The 12754-nt window shown below is 36.7% G+C and carries 13 protein-coding genes and 1 pseudogene; 7 read left to right on the plus strand and 7 right to left on the minus strand.

What is annotated here, in order from left to right:
* Positions 1-318 precede the first annotated feature (318 nt).
* A complete protein-coding gene (locus KHA97_RS14905) occupies positions 319-1110 on the plus strand; it encodes a 3D domain-containing protein (RefSeq protein ID WP_213125491.1) in 792 nt (263 codons plus the stop codon).
* A gap of 89 nt (positions 1111-1199) precedes the next feature.
* On the opposite strand, the gene KHA97_RS14910 is transcribed toward KHA97_RS14905, so the two are convergent.
* Positions 1200-1592, minus strand: a complete 393-nt coding sequence (locus tag KHA97_RS14910) for a nuclear transport factor 2 family protein (protein ID WP_407658028.1) — start codon at positions 1590-1592, stop codon at positions 1200-1202.
* Between the two features lie 352 nt (positions 1593-1944).
* Here KHA97_RS14910 and KHA97_RS14915 point away from each other — a divergent pair, with 352 nt between their 5' ends.
* The 3 genes from KHA97_RS14915 to KHA97_RS14925 all read left to right on the plus strand — a co-directional run bounded on the left by KHA97_RS14915 (position 1945) and on the right by KHA97_RS14925 (position 4315).
* Complete coding sequence (locus KHA97_RS14915; RefSeq protein WP_213125493.1) at positions 1945-2382, plus strand: LytTR family DNA-binding domain-containing protein; 438 nt, start codon at positions 1945-1947, stop codon at positions 2380-2382.
* A 14-nt stretch (positions 2383-2396) separates the two neighbouring features.
* Entirely contained in the window at positions 2397-2834 is a 438-nt protein-coding gene (locus tag KHA97_RS14920) for a DUF3021 family protein (RefSeq protein WP_213125494.1), read from the plus strand.
* A 176-nt stretch (positions 2835-3010) separates the two neighbouring features.
* Positions 3011-4315 (plus strand): alpha/beta hydrolase family protein, encoded by a 1305-nt coding sequence (locus KHA97_RS14925; protein WP_213125495.1) that lies wholly within the window; start codon positions 3011-3013, stop codon positions 4313-4315.
* A 124-nt stretch (positions 4316-4439) separates the two neighbouring features.
* Here the strand turns inward: KHA97_RS14925 and KHA97_RS14930 are convergent, their stop codons facing one another.
* From KHA97_RS14930 to KHA97_RS14950, 5 genes and pseudogenes are all read right to left on the minus strand, one after another.
* Complete coding sequence (locus KHA97_RS14930; protein WP_213125496.1) at positions 4440-5393, minus strand: Gfo/Idh/MocA family protein; 954 nt, start codon at positions 5391-5393, stop codon at positions 4440-4442.
* A 189-nt stretch (positions 5394-5582) separates the two neighbouring features.
* Positions 5583-6068, minus strand: a complete 486-nt coding sequence (locus KHA97_RS14935; RefSeq protein ID WP_213125497.1) for a methylated-DNA--[protein]-cysteine S-methyltransferase — start codon at positions 6066-6068, stop codon at positions 5583-5585.
* The gene (locus KHA97_RS14940) at positions 6052-6969 is read right to left on the minus strand and encodes a DNA-3-methyladenine glycosylase family protein (RefSeq protein WP_213125498.1); all 918 of its coding nucleotides are present in this window, start codon (positions 6967-6969) and stop codon (positions 6052-6054) included. The genes KHA97_RS14935 and KHA97_RS14940 overlap by 17 nt, the downstream gene beginning before the upstream one ends.
* Entirely contained in the window at positions 6950-7528 is a 579-nt protein-coding gene (locus KHA97_RS14945; protein ID WP_213125499.1) for a bifunctional transcriptional activator/DNA repair enzyme AdaA, read from the minus strand. The genes KHA97_RS14940 and KHA97_RS14945 overlap by 20 nt, the downstream gene beginning before the upstream one ends.
* A gap of 22 nt (positions 7529-7550) precedes the next feature.
* Positions 7551-7733 (minus strand): annotated as a pseudogene (locus KHA97_RS14950) (isocitrate lyase/PEP mutase family protein); the annotation flags it as partial.
* A gap of 343 nt (positions 7734-8076) precedes the next feature.
* On the opposite strand from KHA97_RS14950, the gene KHA97_RS14955 reads away from it, so the two are divergent.
* Positions 8077-9468 (plus strand): amino acid permease, encoded by a 1392-nt coding sequence (locus tag KHA97_RS14955; RefSeq protein ID WP_213125500.1) that lies wholly within the window; start codon positions 8077-8079, stop codon positions 9466-9468.
* Between the two features lie 170 nt (positions 9469-9638).
* Here KHA97_RS14955 and KHA97_RS14960 read toward each other — a convergent pair whose 3' ends face one another.
* A complete protein-coding gene (locus KHA97_RS14960; protein WP_213125501.1) occupies positions 9639-10136 on the minus strand; it encodes an LURP-one-related/scramblase family protein in 498 nt (165 codons plus the stop codon).
* Between the two features lie 441 nt (positions 10137-10577).
* Between KHA97_RS14960 and ahpC the strand changes: the two genes are divergently transcribed.
* Positions 10578-11147, plus strand: a complete 570-nt coding sequence (gene ahpC / locus KHA97_RS14965; RefSeq protein WP_213125502.1) for an alkyl hydroperoxide reductase subunit C — start codon at positions 10578-10580, stop codon at positions 11145-11147.
* 12 nt (positions 11148-11159) lie between these two features.
* Positions 11160-12689 (plus strand): alkyl hydroperoxide reductase subunit F, encoded by a 1530-nt coding sequence (gene ahpF, locus KHA97_RS14970; protein WP_213125503.1) that lies wholly within the window; start codon positions 11160-11162, stop codon positions 12687-12689.
* The last annotated feature ends 65 nt before the right edge of the window (positions 12690-12754 follow it).

Consider the following 12754-nt stretch of genomic DNA (forward strand, 5'->3'; position numbering starts at 1 on the left):
CAAACTTTATATCTAAATGAGGAGTTTTTTAAAGCTAACTTTTACCTACACTAAAAATTCCCTATAATAAAAAACTTCATTTACTTTGGTACGAATCAAAGTATATGTTTACCGAGGCATACTACTGGTTTTTTTGTCTTTTTGAATAAAGGTTTAATAATGTCTCAAAAATCTTCTGATTACTATTTAATACTCGAAACAATGTTGCAATATAGCTGCCATGGATGTAATCAAATTAACACTTCCCTGTTCTTTTTCTAGACAAAATCTATGTTACGATAATAAACAATTATCAACTTAGAACATGGAGGTAAAAGAATGCTTAAAAAAATGTTATCTATTTTAGCAGTTACTGTACTCTCAGTAACAGTAGGTGCTAATGTACAAGCTTCAACTATTACAGTACAAAAAGGAGATACACTTTGGGATCTATCACTAGCAAATAATACATCTGTAAAAAATATCAAAATATTAAATAATCTCGATACAGACGTAATTCACCCTGGAGATGCACTTACAATTGAACCACATAAACAATATACGGTTAAGCAAGGTGACACATTATGGGATATAGCCAAGGATTATCAAGTAACCGTATCGCAAATTAAAGAATGGAACCAACTACATACCGATCTCATCCATCCTGGATTGAATCTATTAATCTTTGAAGGTGTAAAAGCTACCACCAATAATATTGCAGAAAAGCCGATACAGGCTGCTGAAGTAGCACCAAAGGAAAGTAAAAGTGTGGCACCAGCTACAGAAACACCAGAGAAAAGTACTTCTGCTGTACCAGCTGCACCCACAAATAATACAAGTTCCAAGGAAATTACAGTGAAAGCTACTGCTTATACAGCTTCATGTGAAGGTTGTTCCGGTATTACGGCAACTGGAATTAATCTTAAAGAAAACCCAAATGCAAAGGTTATCTCAGTTGACCCATCTGTTATTCCTCTTGGCAGTAAAGTTTATGTAGAAGGATATGGGGAAGCAATTGCCGGAGATACTGGTGGAGCCATTAAAGGTAATAAAATTGATGTGTTTATTCCTTCTAAACAAGATGCAATTAATTTTGGTGTAAAACAATTAAAAGTAAAAATTTTAAACTGATCCAAAGTCATCCTTTCCTAAGATTCTAATTTTCCATAAGACACTGCAAAATCTTGAAGTTCAAGTTTTTGCAGTGTTTTTCTTATAAGTTAAAACATGCCATTCTCATTCGGGGAATTCTCAGGTATTGGTTGGCCCAAATCCCACATTTCTATTATTTGCTCCTCATTAAAGCGAAAAATATGGACAACTGCAGCTCCAAGGTCCTCAGGTTTCTGTTTTATATGGGAGTGAACTACAACAATCTCCCCCTCTTCGATTGCATGTTTGACTTCAAATGTTTTGTTCGGTGTCACCGCTGCATTCTCTTTCATCGCTGCCTTTAGAGAATCAGCATCGCCACGGAAATAGGGATTATGGTGACTGAAGCCAGGACCTATGTATCTGTCGTATGCCTCGTCTACTCTACCCGATGTTACGAGTTGCAGGAACGACACTGCTAGCTCTTTAAGAGAGATAGTTGCCTTTGTTTTTTGTTCCATCTTAATCATCCTTTCATTTTTATTCCTACTACTATTTATAAAATATCGTCATCACAACACAAACTTCTAGCTATGAAGCAGCCGCTCTATTGCCTATTGTATAGTATCGACAAAATTATGTAAGATCAAAAATGAGAATCGATAGATAACCAACATTCCTTTTCTATATTTGGTTTAGCACAATAAATATCCTCTGGCTAATATCATAGTATATATTCCAAACAATAATAATCTGATAAAATAAAAAAAACTGTTAATGAAGTTTGCAATTTTTAAAACCGAATAACTTGAAAACAACGATAGAAGAATCCGTAATCGACCTGAAATAATTTGAACTTTCGCAGGTGATAGTATGAAAATTTCAATAGAAGAAATTAATAAAGAACTGGAAGAGGAAATCCTCATCAGATGTCATGAGGTAGATGACGAAATATATGAAGTCGTAAACAAGCTAAAAACAGAAAGTCTCACGCTACTCGGATATCAAAATGATCGAGTACACCGTATCAAGCTTAGTGATATCTATTATTTCGAGGCGGTGGACGGAAAGGTTTTTAGTTACGGCAAAGACAACGTTTATGAGGTAAAACAAAAGCTCTATGAGTTAGAAGCATTATGCAAAGAAAAGAACTGTTTCCGTGCATCCAAATCGACTATTTTGAACATAGCTAAGATATCTTCTATTTATCCATCCATAAGCGGCCGATTCGAAGCAGTGCTTGATAACGGGGAACGTGCTGTTATATCAAGGCAGTATGTACCTGTGCTTAAAAATATGCTTGGATTGTAAAGGGAGGGATAAAGATGAAGCGTACCAAATTTGTACAAAAGATGATTAAGGATTTCTTGATCATCTTTGCATTAATCATGATTGTTCTTACGTTTTTGCGGCAAATTTATTATCCCACTATGACCTTTGATTTGAAATCAATTTACATCATTATGGCCTTTTCATTTTTAAGTGCATTAACAGAATTTATTTTGTATTCTCCTCGTGATATAAGTGAGAAGAAAATGCGTATAAAAATGGCCATTCATTTTTTCACTTTGGAGATTCTATTAATTTCGCTTGGAAGCCTGTTTGGCATTGTAAATCGTCCATCAGATGTAATTATAATGGCAGTACAAATTGCTGTGATCTATATACTAGTTCGTCTTATATCATTACAAAAAGATAAAAAAGAAGCCGAAAAAATCAATGAAAAACTTAAAGCATTTAAGAAAGACGTTTTTGAGCAGTAAATCATGAATAAGCAGTTGCTCTGCAAAAGATGATGAGGCGTTAAGCTTTTTAGCTTACGCCTTTTTTTGCATCTTATTTGCTCGTAGATACAACTTACCATTTTTCTATATACATCTTTTCAGCCATTTTTTATGATGAGTTCATTAGAAATTATTCGAAAGAAGGAGTATCTACAATGGCAACTTTAATATTATGTATCGTTTTGTTTTTAGAGATAGGTTTTGCAATCTTCTGTATAGTCACTAGGCAAAACCATAATAAAATAAAAAACTGGAGTAGGATTGCTATATTTTTAGCATTTGTCATACTGACACTTTCATCTGTGATTGTTTGGAGTTTCCGCTGGGTTATGCTTGCAATACTACTTTTCATTTTAGCGTTAATAGCAACAGTTTCACTTATTCGCAAAAAAGCAAATCACCGAAAATATAAGACTTCTAAAATTGTATGGAAATCTATTCTTGTAATCGTGGCATTTATATTTGCACTGATACCTGCTCTTGTTTTTCCGCAGCATTCATCACCAAAAGTGACTGGTGATTATAAAGTTGCAACAGCCACTTACACATATATTGACAAAAACCGAATGGAAGAATTTACGGATGAGGGGAAAAACAGATCTGTTAATGTTGAATTTTGGTATCCTAAGCATGCAGATGGCAAGTACCCTCTACTGGTGTTTTCACATGGAGCCTTCGGGATTAAGGCAAGCAATGCCTCTACTTATAATGAGCTTGCAAGTCACGGCTATATCGTAGTTTCAATCGATCATCCCTATCATTCCTTCTATACGGCTTCTGAGGATGGAACGCCTGTCTTCATCAATGGAGACTATAACCGTGAATTCACCAATGCCAATAAAGACGGCTTTTACACGAAGGAAGAAACCTATAAACTCATTCAAAAATGGATGAAGCTGCGAACAGAAGACATGAATTTTGTCATTGATACGATACTTGAAAAAACCAAAAGTGACAGTAACCCTATTTATCAACAGATCAATGTAGAGAAAATTGGTGTGTTTGGGCACTCAATGGGTGGCGCAGCAAGTGTTTGGCTAGGCAAGGAACGCGATGATATCAGTGCAGTTGTAAATATTGACGCTCCGTTCTTCAGTGAGCTCGTTTATAAAAAAGATATCGATGATTTTGTGGCACGCGATGAAGCCTACACGATTCCACTTCTTAACATTTATTCTGACGACGTTTGGGAGCAGCTAGATAGCAACTCCACCTATGTAGCAAACAAGCTCAATAACGAAAAGTTCAAAAAAGCAAATACCGTTCATTTTAAAGGGGCAAAACATTTAAGCTTGACCGATTTTCCACTGTTCTCTCCAGTGCTTGCAAATGTGCTGCAAGGCGGAAAAGCGGACATTGACCAATATTACTGTATTGAAGCTGAAAATGATTTAATCCTACAATTTTTTGACCAAGAATTAAAGGGTATTGGCCATTTCAGTGCCAAAGAAACATATTGATTTATTCTAGTAGTTTTGCACTTTGTCGACGTTAATTAACGATAATATAGGAATAGGCGAAGCCTGCAATAGCTCAAAAAAAAGCTATTGCAGGCTTCATCTATTAAACACCCGATTGAAAATATTACTTCCGAAGTTCTTCGAGTACTACCTGAACATCGTAGCCAACCTGAAAATCATACAATTCACTCGTTTTACCATCAATAGCATCAACAAACTGATTGATTAATTCATTCCAGAAATGGTTGTTCTCAACCTTAATCTCTTGAAACTCCTCCCCGATTTTCCCAGCCTTAATTTTCTTTAAATCTATGAGAGATAACGTACCTTCCGTTCCATATGCCGTTAAAGAAAGATATTGTTCTTCCACTCCCGCTATGCCACTAATGCCATTAAAGGAGACGGGAACACCATTAGCCAGTCTCATTTTCGCTATGATTCCCAATTCAGGGAGCGTAGAGTCGCTAGGCAATTCAAGCTCACTCTCTACATTGCTAATGTGTCCAAAGAACCGTTGAATCAGTTGAACAAAATGCCCTGCTACCTCAAAAACAAAACCGCCTTGTTCTCTTGTGTTGATCCAGCTATTTTGTTGCCAAGGTCGCGGCCATTTAGGGAACTGCATAGTTAGTTCCACTTTACGTAACTTGCCAATATATCCTTCCAACCACAACTCTTCAAACTTGCGAGTGTTATGTAAGTAATTGAGCGGGAAATTCATTGCGTGGACAATGTTTTGTTCCTTTGCGATTCGCAGCATGTTTTCAGCTTCTGATAATGAATTGGCTAATGGTTTTTCACATAAGATATGCTTACCCGCTCGCATGACATCAACAGCAATATCATGATGCCATTTTGGTGGGACGGCCACATAAACCATATCTATATCTACTGTTTCTAGTAACTTAGTATGATTCGTGAAGCCTTCAACATTATAGAGGGAAGCGCATTGTTCTACCTTTTCTTTGTTCGTGTCACAAACAGCAACTAATTCTACTAATGGGTGGTCAAAAAACACCTTTACCATCCCCTCACCTAAAGCACCTATTCCAATAATCGCTACTTTCTTTTTACTCATAGATTCGTAAACTCCTTACTTCAAAAAAATTAGCCCAGTAACTTAGGGCATATTAATTAGAGACTTATTTTAGTCCACAATCTTTTAACGAAAAAATAACATGATCCTTACCTAATGCATCACGACATTCGCATCTACCATCATATCACGATTTTTAAACCTACAATCATTAAAAAGTTTAAGCTTCATTTACTGATTCTTAGTAAAAGACTTCTCATGCCGAAGCAGCCATTCTTTTCTCCACAGACCTCCTGCATAACCGGTTAATTTCCCATTAGAACCAATAATTCTGTGACAAGGAATGACAATGCTTAACTTATTTTTCCCATTTGCACTCCCTACAGCTCTAATGGCTTTTTCATTCCCAATAGAAACAGCAATGTCCTTATATGACCCCGTTTCCGAGTATGGAATTTCTTTTAAAGCTTCCCATACTATTTTTTGAAAGTCAGTCCCTTCAAATTGATAAGGGAATGTAAAGTCAAAGCGATCGCCTTTAAAATATTCGTCAAGTTGGTTATAACATTCTACTAAAACAGGAGGCGTTTCTGCTTGTAAAAAATTTACATTCTTACTCTCTTCAGAGAACAAAATGGAGTTAATGGCTTCATGGGTACCAACTATTTCTATTATCCCAATCGGTGATTCATAATCTAATTTATATATTTTTGTCATATAATGACCTCCATAGATAAAAAGTAGCATATGCTTTCCAACCTTCCCAATCTGTTGCATATTCTTCTATTTCTGCTATAGTCGGCTTCTTCTCGAGACCTAAAATATTCTTTAACGCATTATGAAGGCCGACATCTGCGACTGGGAAGGAATTGGTACAGTGCAAGCATTTCATCATCACATAATCTGCTGTCCATGCTCCGATACCTCTTATCATCATTAGTGATTTTTTTATTTGCTGGTAATCTTTTTTCTGAAGCAACGATTCTTTTGTTAACTCGCCATTTGTCATAGCTTTCGCGATGTCAAGGATATATTCCGCTTTCCTATTAGTAAATTGAAGTTTCCTTAAATCATCTACATTTACAGAAGCGATTTTTTCAAATGAGGGGAATAACCAAAACGTTTCCCCCTCGAAAGTTAGACTCCCGCCATATTGTTCGACGATGCGTTTTTTTAATGTGTAAGCAAATGTCAAATTAATTTGCTGTCCGATAATCGCCCATACTAGGGCTTCAAATAAATCTGGTATACACATAATCCGAAGCCCATAATATTTATGAGCAAGTATCTTTAGAACCTTATCTTGACTAGCTACTTGATAAAATTTCCCTAAATCCTCTTCCAAATCAAACCATTCCCAAATATATTCTGCCACTTTATGACGAGACTGAATAGATGGGGGTATTATGGGAAATTCAATCTTTAAGCAATTATTGATGAATCCAATTTTACATAAATTCAAAGATTCATTAACTTTTATCAGTTTATATACAGACCCGTCTTTTATTTGGTAAAGTACTTCCTGGTTGGACCTGCCTAAAAAAATTAAACACTCTTCAAAATTAAATTCCTTAGGAGGATAAATAACCATATACGTTTCATGATCCATCCAATTCATTTAGGAGTCCCTTTCGATATTCACTAGGTGAACATTTTTTTAAGTTTCGAAATACTTTATAAAAATTGGAAGGGCTCTGGAATCCCACCTCATAGCAGATTTCAAGGTTGGTTAGAGTAGTGCATTTAAGAAGATGGGCTGCTTTGTCTATGCGTATTTTTTCTAAATAAGTACGCGGAGTCTCAGAGGTCTCTTGTTTAAATAAACGTTCTAAATAAAAGGGACTTAATCCAACCTGATCTGCTATATCTTTTAATACCAGATTTTGTTTATAATGATTGACTAGGAACGTAATGATATTCCTAACAAGCGCAATATTTGGGGATTGCTCAACTTCTGGCTGGCATCTTTTGCAAGGACGATAACCAGCTTTTTCAACTTCATTCATATCAGAGTAAAATTCTACATTCATTTTTTTAGGCTTCCTTGATCTACAGGAAGGACGGCAGTATATTTTGGTTGTTTTTACAGCTGTAAAAAATATCCCATCATATTTACGATCACAAGCGATAATTTTCTCCCACATCTCTTCAAATGAAAGATTGATATTAGTCACCATATAACTCCCTACCTTTCCTGCACTAGTAGTTCTGATACAAATGGGAAGTATCCATTAACTCTATTAATTGACGAGCATTCTTTTCTTTAAAAGCAATAACTTTATCCGATAAGGCATTTCCAAAGCTAAAACGTCTTACACTTAATTCTTTAAGCTTATTACAATTTGTTAGTCCAGGTAAAGATAATATATTAATGCAGGCGTTTCCCAGAAATAATATCTCCTTTGAAAAATGAATCTCATTGAATATCTGCATCTTGTTCATTTCCTCCTAATATTATTGGAGCCATTTTAACAAGCAATCGACATCCATTTCGTCCTCATTCTTGCTCTTATGGTCTGTCTTTTCAGAGAACAAAAAAAGTGAAGCTAAATTGGGCTCCACTTTTAAATTCTATTTCACTGTAAACTGATCACTAACTTTTTTATTTCCTACTTTGTGGTAAGGTTTCATTCGGCAAAAATATTGGTAATTCGACAAACACGGTTGACCTTTAAGATATAAACATATAGAATCTTTACCATATTTTCAAAAATGAGGGTTCAGTATGAAAAATGTATTATTCAGGAGAAAAAATCTCGAGGATTTACTGAAAAAAAAGGGAGATGTCCAGCTACAGCAAACGTTAGGAGCCTTTGATATAATTCTGCTTGGGGTAGGTGCCATTGTCGGAACAGGTATATTTATTCTTCCTGGTACAGTAGCTGCGGCGCACTCTGGACCGGCTATAGTTTTTTCCTTTATTATTGCTGCTATTGTTTGTGCATTCGCAGCTATGTGTTATTCAGAATTTTCTTCATCCGTACCCGTAACGGGTAGTGCATATACGTATGGATACATTGTATTTGGAGAATTAGTCGCTTGGTTAGTTGGATGGGCTTTGCTGTTGGAATATGGCTTAGCAGTTGCAGCGGTTGCAACTGGTTGGTCTGCTTATTTAAGTGCTTTATTAGAAGGTTTTAATATTACTATTCCAAAGGCTATCTCTGGTTCTTTTAATCCAGCAGATGGTACATATATAAATGTACCGGCTATCGCCATAATATTAGCCACTGCTTTTTTATTAACGCTCGGAATAAGAGCATCTACAAAGATTAATACGATCATGGTATTTATTAAAGTAGGTGTTATTCTCTTATTTATTGGAGTAGGTATTTTTTATGTAGAGCCTGCTAATTGGCAACCATTTATACCGTTCGGAATGAACGGGGTTATGAGTGGGGCCGCTCTTGTTTTCTTTGCTTATCTTGGATTTGATGCTGTTTCTTCAGCTGCCGAAGAGGTAAAGAACCCACAACGTAATATGCCAATTGGAATTATTGGATCATTATTTGTTTGCACAATACTTTATGTAGCTGTTTCGCTTGTTTTGACTGGGATGGTATCATATACAAAGCTAAATGTAAGTGATCCGGTCAGCTTTGTTATGCAGATAGTTCATCAAGATTGGGTAGCTGGCGTTATTTCCCTTGGTGCTGTTGTTGGGATGATGACCGTTATACTTGTTATGTTATATGGCGGAACTAGACTTCTCTACGCATTTGGCCGTGATGGATTGCTGCCGAAAAGTATGTATGAGCTTAGTAAAAAATATAAAACACCCATTAAAAATACGTGGGTATATGCAACACTTGTCGCTTTTTGTGCCGGCTTCGTTCCGTTATCTAAACTAGCAGAACTAGTAAACATAGGAACATTACTTTCATTTTCAATCGTTTCAATCGGAATTATTTTCTTAAGAAAGAATAAGAGTATACCATCCAGTGGTTTTAAAGTACCATTCTTTCCAATCTTACCGATTTGTTCATTCCTGTTATGTTTATTTTTAATTACTCAGCTCTCTGTTTATACATGGATTTCATGCGGTATTTGGTTTGTATTTGGATTACTCTTCTACTTTGCTTATGGTAAAAAGCATAGCGAAATGAATAAAGAATAAGAAATGCAACTAGTGAGCTTACGATGTCATACAGAGACAATGTAAGCTCATTTTTTTTGTTAGATGTCTAAACTAGCTGGAACAATTCGGGGCACGTTTTTTGTAATTTTACTCGACCAATATATATAATCGTGTCCCCCTTGATTAGTTACATATTGGACATCAATTTGTTACATCGTAGCTGCTGATGAAGCAGCGGCATTGTCAGCTTTTACACAATCAATTGCGATAACTAACGCAATGATGATGGTCTCCATCTCTTCATTCAATATCTGGACCTTATAGCTGTCGCCCCAAGTAAACCACTTTTTGTTCACGCGACCGACGACATCTCCATGCTGTAACACTTCAAAATCCATATCCCACCAATTGCCTTGTACCTCGATACCTGCCGCATCAATCGTGTATCGTGCCTTTAGGAAGGAAAACTCCTTCTTTATGGTTAATACCTCTCGCCCATTCACCTCAACTAAAAACTTCGGTAAAAAACTGAACATCTTTTTCGAAATGAGCGCGACTTCATCCCCATTTGTATTCATAATGGAAAATGTCTTTGGGATTTTCAAAAAGCTCCCTTCAACATAATAAACATCATTCTCCTGCTGATTCTTTACCGTAAATTTACCACTCAGACTAAATACCTTTTGCTTTATATATAGCTCTTTCATCCTAAACCCCCTTCAATATAGCGTAGTACTAAAAGTATACTATTGTTCTGATTTAATTAAATCACATATTTTAAAACTTATAGGGTTGAATTATAGGGTAATTCAACATAGACTTTAGTTCTTCAAAATCATTTCTAATCGTTAAAATTTAATTGTAATTGAGAATGAAAGTGTTTTATATAATTGTTCATTTTTCTTTTTTCTCATTTTCCGAGTATGAAATGTAACAATAAATACATAATTTCAACATATATCGACAATTAAAAGTTTGATTCCTTGACAAAAAACGAGCTTTATATAACAATAGTAATTAAATTAGAATTATTATAGTTAGATAATAATGATAAGTTTAAATTCATTATTTGGGAATGAGTTGATTACATCAGCTCTAACCTACCTACTGTAATATTCTAAAAAAATTCATCAGGAGGCAGATCATTTATGTCACTTATCGGAAAAGAAATTCAACCATTTAAAGCATCAGCTTACAATAGCGGTAGCGGAGAGTTTATCGAAGTTACTGACGAAAGCCTAAAAGGACAATGGAGTGTTGTATGCTTTTACCCAGCAGACTTTACATTCGTATGCCCTACTGAACTAGAGGATCTTCAAAACCAATACGCAACTTTAAAAGACCTCGGCGTGGAAGTGTATTCTGTTTCAACAGATACTCACTTTACTCATAAAGCTTGGCATGATCATTCAGAAGCTATTAGCAAGCTTGAATATATTATGATCGGTGATCCTTCACAAACAATTTCCCGTAACTTCGAAGTACTAGACGAAGAAGAAGGTTTGGCACAACGCGGTACATTTATCATTGATCCAGACGGTATTGTACAAGCAGCTGAAATCAATGCAGACGGAATTGGCCGTGATGCAAGCACATTGATTGGTAAAATTAAAGCAGCACAATACGTCCGCAACAATCCAGGCGAAGTTTGCCCTGCAAAATGGGAAGAAGGTTCAGCAACATTGAAACCAAGCCTTGATCTTGTAGGTAAAATTTAAGGAGTGCGATAAATGATACTAGATGCAGATTTAAAAGCACAATTAGCCCAATATCTTGAAATGATGGAGGGCGATGTGCTTCTCAAAGTAAGTGCGGGAACGGACGAAATTTCCCGTGACATGGTGGCTCTAGTGGACGAACTAGCCACCATGTCATCCCATATTAAAGTCGAGAACACAAAATTAGAAAGAACACCGAGCTTTAGTGTAAACCGGATCGGAGAAGATACTGGAATCACATTTGCAGGTATTCCACTTGGCCACGAATTTACTTCATTGGTGCTTGCGCTATTACAAGTAAGTGGTAGAGCTCCAAAAGTTGATCAGAAAGTTATTGATCAAATCAATAGTTTTGAAGACAAGCTCCACTTTGAATCATATATTAGCCTAAGCTGTCAGAACTGTCCTGAAGTTGTACAGTCACTAAACATCATGAGCGTGCTGAATCCGAATATTACGCATACTATGATTGATGGTGCGGCATATAAAGAAGAAGCCGAAAGCAAGAACATCATGGCTGTGCCGACTGTTTTCCTAAACGGAGAAGAATTTGGCGGCGGCCGGATGACAGTGGAAGAAATTCTTGCCAAGCTTGGCAGCGGACCGGATGTTTCTGAGTTCAAAAATAAGGATCCGTTTGATGTACTCGTTGTCGGCGGTGGTCCTGGTGGTGCAAGTGCAGCAATCTATGCAGCGCGTAAAGGCATCCGTACAGGTATTGTGACTGAACGCTTTGGCGGTCAGATCCTAGACACAGCTGGGATTGAAAACTTTATTAGTGTCAAGCGCACAGAAGGTCCAAAACTTGCAGCAAGTCTTGAAGAACATGCAAAAGACTATAAAATTGATATTATGAATTTACAGCGTGCCACTCGTTTGGAAAAGAAGGATCTCATCGAAATTGAATTGGAAAACGGTGCTGTACTAAAAAGTAAAACCGTCATCCTTTCAACAGGTGCCCGCTGGCGCAATGTTGGTGTACCTGGCGAAGCTGAATTCAAAAACAAAGGCGTAGCATACTGCCCGCATTGTGATGGTCCATTATTCGCAGGCAAACACGTAGCCGTTATTGGCGGTGGTAACTCAGGTATTGAAGCGGCCATTGACCTAGCAGGGATTGTGAAACATGTAACAGTTCTTGAATTTATGGATGAGCTGAAAGCAGATGCTGTCCTTCAAGATCGTCTGTATAGCTTGCCGAATGTTACGGTCATCAAAAATGCCCAAACAAAGGAAATTACCGGAACTGACAGCGTAAACGGTATTACCTATATTGAGCGTGAAACAGGTACAGAACAGCATGTTCAATTAGAAGGTGTATTCGTTCAAATCGGTCTTGTACCAAATACAGATTGGTTAGGCGATACAGTTGAACGCAATCGTTTCGGAGAGATTATCGTAGATAAACACGGAGCGACAAACATCCCTGGCGTATTTGCTGCAGGTGACTGTACAAATGCACCGAACAAACAAATTATTATTTCAATGGGGTCCGGAGCGAATGCTGCCTTAGGCGCATTTGATTATCTTGTAAGAAATTAAGTAGAATGGTAGATTATGATCAACTCATATATAACCTTTTCTATGAAACCTCAATTGTCACTGTG

Origin of the sequence: Lederbergia citri (assembly GCF_018343625.1) — a bacterium.
GTDB classification, from domain to species: domain Bacteria; phylum Bacillota; class Bacilli; order Bacillales; family Bacillaceae_C; genus Lederbergia; species Lederbergia citri.